At 66.3% G+C, this 4,846-nt stretch carries 3 protein-coding genes and 3 pseudogenes; 1 reads left to right on the top strand and 5 read right to left on the bottom strand.

All coding sequences use genetic code 11. The features are described 5' to 3' along the window. Window positions 1–128: 128 nt before the first annotated feature. Window positions 129–818: pseudogene (locus tag ACTWQJ_RS46490) on the top strand (IS5 family transposase); the annotation flags it as partial. Between the two features lie 57 nt (window positions 819–875). On the opposite strand, the gene ACTWQJ_RS46485 reads toward ACTWQJ_RS46490, so the two are convergent. The 5 genes and pseudogenes from ACTWQJ_RS46485 to ACTWQJ_RS46465 form a co-directional block, all read right to left on the bottom strand. Next, window positions 876–1,424, bottom strand: a complete 549-nt coding sequence (locus ACTWQJ_RS46485) for a putative immunity protein (protein WP_443312418.1) — start codon at window positions 1,422–1,424, stop codon at window positions 876–878. A gap of 469 nt (window positions 1,425–1,893) precedes the next feature. Continuing rightward, window positions 1,894–2,228 (bottom strand): annotated as a pseudogene (locus tag ACTWQJ_RS46480) (acyltransferase family protein); the annotation flags it as partial. 873 nt (window positions 2,229–3,101) lie between these two features. Continuing rightward, the gene (locus ACTWQJ_RS46475; protein WP_443312417.1) at window positions 3,102–3,485 is read right to left on the bottom strand and encodes a hypothetical protein; all 384 of its coding nucleotides are present in this window, start codon (window positions 3,483–3,485) and stop codon (window positions 3,102–3,104) included. A 10-nt stretch (window positions 3,486–3,495) separates the two neighbouring features. Then, window positions 3,496–4,068: a hypothetical protein gene (locus ACTWQJ_RS46470; protein ID WP_443312416.1), complete on the bottom strand. Its 573-nt coding sequence runs from the start codon at window positions 4,066–4,068 to the stop codon at window positions 3,496–3,498. Beyond that, window positions 4,068–4,846 (bottom strand): annotated as a pseudogene (locus ACTWQJ_RS46465) (ATP-binding protein); the annotation flags it as partial. The pseudogene ACTWQJ_RS46465 and the gene ACTWQJ_RS46470, both read right to left, overlap by 1 nt.

The following is a 4,846-nucleotide window of genomic DNA, read 5'->3' as shown; positions in this document are numbered from 1 at the left end:
GAGCAACCCGAGCCGGACTTCATCGGATAACCCGATCCATGGATGCATATCCGTGTCAACGAACCAGCGCCCCGGCGGTCACCGCGCCTGGAGAGGAACTACGTGCACCTCTCAAGCAACGGCATTGAGACACCGGCTGCAAATGGCGTGCCCTGCCCGCGGACTTCCCGCCCTGGCGCACGGTCTGGGGGTTCATGGCCCGCTGGGCAGCTGCCGGGATCATCGGCCAGATCCGGGACCATCTGACGGGCCGGATCCGCCGGGACATGGGAAAAGGCCCCCGGGCGGTGGCCACGGTGATCGACTCCCAGAGCGTGAAAGCCGCTGAGACCGTCTCCAAGGCCACTCGCGGCTACGAGGCGGGGAAGAAGATCAACGGCCGCAAGCGCCACCTGGTCGTCGATACCCGCGGACTTCCCCTCATGGTCATGGTCACCCCCGCCGATCTGCATGACGCCGCGGCGGCCAAGGAAGTTCTCTTCCGTCTCCGTCTGATGCACCCCGAGATCACGATCGTGTGGGCCGACTCCGCCTACGCCGGGAAGCTCGTCACCTGGGCGAAACAGCACCTCAACCTCACCATCAAGCCGGTCAGCCGCCTCAAGGACGCCTCCGGCTTCGTCGTGCTGCCCCGACGCTGGGTCGTCGAACGCAGTCTCGCGTGGATGATGCACGCCCGCCGCCACGCAAGGGACTACGAACGGCTCATCCAGCACTCCGAAACACTGATCACCTGGGCCGCCATCACCCTCATGACCCGGCGCCTCGCCCGCAAGGGAGCCACCCCCAGCTGGCCGAGGAAACCAGCGCCGACCGCTGCCTGATGAGGGCTGAGCTCCGTGATCAAGGGGGCGGCGTCACCTGAATGCTGAAAGTCATTCACTGAGGGCGAGCGAACGAAGGTCAGCGTCCAGCATGCGAATCAATTCACCAACCCGTCCACCGCCACCTGGTGCCGCTGGGAAGCGTTTGAGCACCTCCACGACGACCGGTGTTGCACGATGCACTACTTGCTCAACGTGCTCGGCACCAATGCTCCGATTGTCGCCAGCGACGAGTTCGGCTGCTCTGGCCGCGTGAGCGCCTGCTCCGAGAATGTGCTTAACCTGGGTGGCCTTGGCCAGCGGATGCAAGTAGGCGGCGCCTGCCGCAGACATCGCTGCCCGAGCTGCCTCGCGCGCAGCCGCAGTGTCCGCACTCTTCGCTGCCTTGAGGGACGCCCACGCTGTGTCGCGCAGAGACTTCCCTCGCTCACCACCCCGAGCGAACTCCCACGCGGCACCGATAGCGTCTCGGGGCCGCGAGTCATCCGGCTGATCCGCCTCGAATACCTCAAGCACCACTTCCGCGCACGCCGCAGCGAACGCGGTGACCTCACGAAGGTCTTGCTTACTCAGAGCGATCTCGCTCTCGTCCCCTGCCATGATTCCATCCTCGACCATTGCGCTGGACAGCAAGGGGGCAGGGGGCTCCGCTGGGCGTCGTCAGGCCTCTTCGACCAGTCGGTGCGGGCACCTTCCGCGTGAGGCGCCGGAGGATCAGAAACACGCACTCAAGAGCGAGCGACGACAACGCCAACGACGGGTGGGTCAGTTGCGAAACCTGTAGCTGATCTCTCTCCTCAGCTCGCCCAACGGCCCTGCCGGGCCACGCCCCACCCCGGCCTACGGGCGAGTCCCCGCCGGACCGGACCGTGCCAGAGGTGGTGACGGTGTCCGGGACGCCAAGGACGCGCAGGCAGGCATCCAACTGGTGGGTGAGCTTGGCCCGGCGCCACCGGCCGGCGGGCCAGATGTCGGCGAACCGGTCGCGGGCACAGCGGGGTGGGATGGCCGCAGTCGACGCGGCGGACGAACCCGGCGGCGTCTGCGTCGTCTACACCGCCTGTGTGCGCCCGGTGACCAGCCGCCTGAGGCGCTCGGGATGCATGTCGAAACTGCGCGAGAAGTAGCCGGAGATGATGCCGAACGTCGGCATGTGGAAGCTGTACACGACTGTGTGCACGCCCTCCAGGATGCGGCTGCCACCTTCAGGCACTCCCAGAAGCGGCCTATCGCCATCAGCACGATCGTCAGGTACTTCGCGTTGTCGAAGAACGCGTCGCGCTGCTTGCCCGACTTGGCCTGTTGCCCTGAATCTGCTGACTCTGCGAAGACCGCGGACAGGCGCTCCGGACTGCGGCGACTGTGCCGGAGCGGCGTTTTGTGCCGATCTGGGCATAGGGGCATGGACCATCTAAGGCACCCCAGCTGAGATTTTGAATGGAAGATCCCAACGGCCAAGCCGCGTCCATGAGAAATACGCAGACGCATCCTGAACTGGAGGAACGTCAAGGGCAATTAGCTGGAATTCCTCTTACGGAGGCTCATAGGCCAACTCCGAAATGCCTTTTGGGCCCAATCCGGCGCCATGAGGACCAAGGTCCCGGGACGTTGAAGGGGGCGACGAGACGTCACCCGCCGCATAAAGGACCGCTCGCTGCGTCAGAATGGTGGTGACGGCCTAGAGGGCTCCGCCGGAAACGGCAGCGGCCCCCTGCTCGCAACAGGAGGCCGCCTTGCCGAAGGAACCATCGACTCTGGAGGTCGACATTCCCAGCCACAAGAAGTCTAGGCGTCCTGTCCCGCAAGGACGCAGCTCGAACACTCCCTGCGCCGCCCGCAAGCACGACGGCATACGAGCCCATCTCGCTGAAGGACCGGCACGGCGCCAGATCCGTCGCCTGATCCAATCGGCCACCGACGAGGTAGTACGGACTGCGTTCAAAGCGAGCCTGAGCGGTGTCGGGGCACTCGCGCTCTACTGGTGGCATCACCACCGCTGAGTCACTGTGGCTCGGTGCTGCGGCCACCAGCGCGCAGCACCGAGTACGGTGCGTTCCTCCTCGTCTGCGCCACCGCGCGTGCCGGGCTCAGATTTGAGCGGCGATCGAGGAGGCCTTCGACATCACCGCCAACATATGGCGAGGATGACGCCATACCCGTCTATGGGACACAGGTGCCGACCGCGGCCGCGACCGGAGCTCACACCCTGCAGAGGGACGCCGCACGTGGGACAGCAGCGTCCGTTCACCTGTCGGTCCTTCCCCTATGGCGGCCGCGTTACGGGCGCCGGTCGGCTGGTGCCGTCGGGCAGGCGATCACCGGGAACGCCGCCGTGTGCCCGCCCGCGGTGAACGTGATCGCGGCGGGGGCGCTGGCCCAGAAGGGGGAGACATCGATGAGGTGGTCGCCGTGCTCACTGTTGAGGATGCGCAGCCACACCTCCGTGCTGGTGATGCTGGCGCGGTACGCGGTCACCTCCCACGGCTCGGTTGTAAACCCGCAGGTATCGGCGCGGTCGATCACGCTGTCTGGGGCGTCGGCCGTGGACATGTGCAGGACGGTGCCGTCGTACACGAGCCGGATCCCGTCCTGCTCAAGGTCTCGTCGTCCGGGGGCCTGACGCAGGAGTTCGTACAGGTCCCCGATCTTCAGCTGAGCCATGGCCTCGACCTCACCTGAGTTCGACGGAGTATGAGGCGCCGGGAAACTCCCATCCGTCGGTGCCTTCGCCGATGTCCGCCACGATGATGTCGTCGATGAAGTGGTCTTCGAACTCGTCGTCGGTGAGCTCGCCGGCCAGCCAGAGTTCCTCGATCTCGGCCCAGTCGCCCCGGCTGCCGTCGATACGCAGGGGCGCCGCCCGGCGGTTGCCGCGCTCGCGTTCGTCGTCGCCCGTCTTGACGATGCCGCTGATCTCGAACTGTCCGTTCTTGAGGTGGTCGGGGATCGGGTCGGCGGGGACGATGGCGGCGTTCTCGTAGGCGGTGTGGATGATGTCGATGTAGCTGCGGCGGATGTTGTACTCGGGGTCGGACAGCCAGTTGATCAGGGTCTTGGTGGTCACGTGGAGGCCGGCGTCCTCCAGGGCCTGGTAGCCGCGTTGGGTTGCGGTGAGATGGTTGAGCTGGGCGTGCCAGTGCTTGGCGGTGTACGACGACAGCCGGTGACGGGGGGTGACTTGGGAGCGCAGGAGGTCGTTGAGGGCAGCGCCCAGGGAACCTCCGCGTCCTGTGGGGCCGGCCATCAGTCGTCACCTTCGGGGATGATCTCGCCGGGCTGGATGAACTTGGCTTTCACTTCGCCGAAGCCGGTCCCGATCCGGTACGTGGAGGGCGGTGTGCCGTCAGGCGTCCAGAAGACGGCCGCGTCGACGTTGCGTAGCGCGAGGAGAGTGTGGCCTTCCTGGACGGCCCTGAAGGCCACGCTCCAGTGACGGACGGACCCCTCGGCCACCATGCTCATGCGCCAGTCCGGCCGCCAGAACGGAGACTTCTGTTCCTGGCGCTTGGGCCACAGCAGGCGCAGCGCGATGGACAGGCGCGTCTTATATGCCTTGTAGGGGTCACCGCCAACCTGGACCAATTCGGTGCGTGCCTTCCGGGTGGCCTCGTAGAAGGGCTTGAAGAGGGACTCGTTGGCCTTCCCGGTCCAGGAGTCGTGGATGGTCGGCGCGGCGGCGAGGTGGCCTTCGCGGACGAGTTTCTCGAGCTGCTTGATGTGGGGGGTGGTGACCCACACGCGGCCCTGGTCGTCGGGCCGCTCGATGATCCGCCCCAGGGGGTGCGGCATGTCGGTGCGGTTCCAGGCCGGGATGTCGATGAGGTAGATGCCGGCCTGAGTCTTGTCGAACGCGTCGAGCGGGCCGGTGTGCAGGAGCTTGTTCGGGGCGAGGGGGACGGCCGAACAGGCGGACGGGTAGCTGCCGTTACGGTCGATCAGGCACAGCACGCCCTCGCCGAAGGAGTCGGGCACGTCGAGCTGGTCGCGCCGGACGCGCTTCCCGTTCGCCTTGATGTGGGGAA

The sequence above is a fragment of the Streptomyces sp. KR55 genome, from assembly GCF_052245645.1.
Lineage (GTDB): Bacteria > Actinomycetota > Actinomycetes > Streptomycetales > Streptomycetaceae > Streptomyces > Streptomyces flavusporus.
This window is presented reverse-complemented; position numbering and strand designations above follow the sequence as displayed.

Excerpts from the sequence above, each read along its gene's own strand:
- ACTWQJ_RS46470 (WP_443312416.1), bottom strand. The coding sequence starts at position 4,068 with ATGGCCGGCCCCACAGGACGCGGAGGTTCCCTGGGCGCTGCCCTCAAC.
- ACTWQJ_RS46475 (WP_443312417.1), bottom strand. The coding sequence starts at position 3,485 with ATGGCTCAGCTGAAGATCGGGGACCTGTACGAACTCCTGCGTCAGGCC.
- ACTWQJ_RS46485 (WP_443312418.1), bottom strand. The coding sequence starts at position 1,424 with ATGGCAGGGGACGAGAGCGAGATCGCTCTGAGTAAGCAAGACCTTCGT.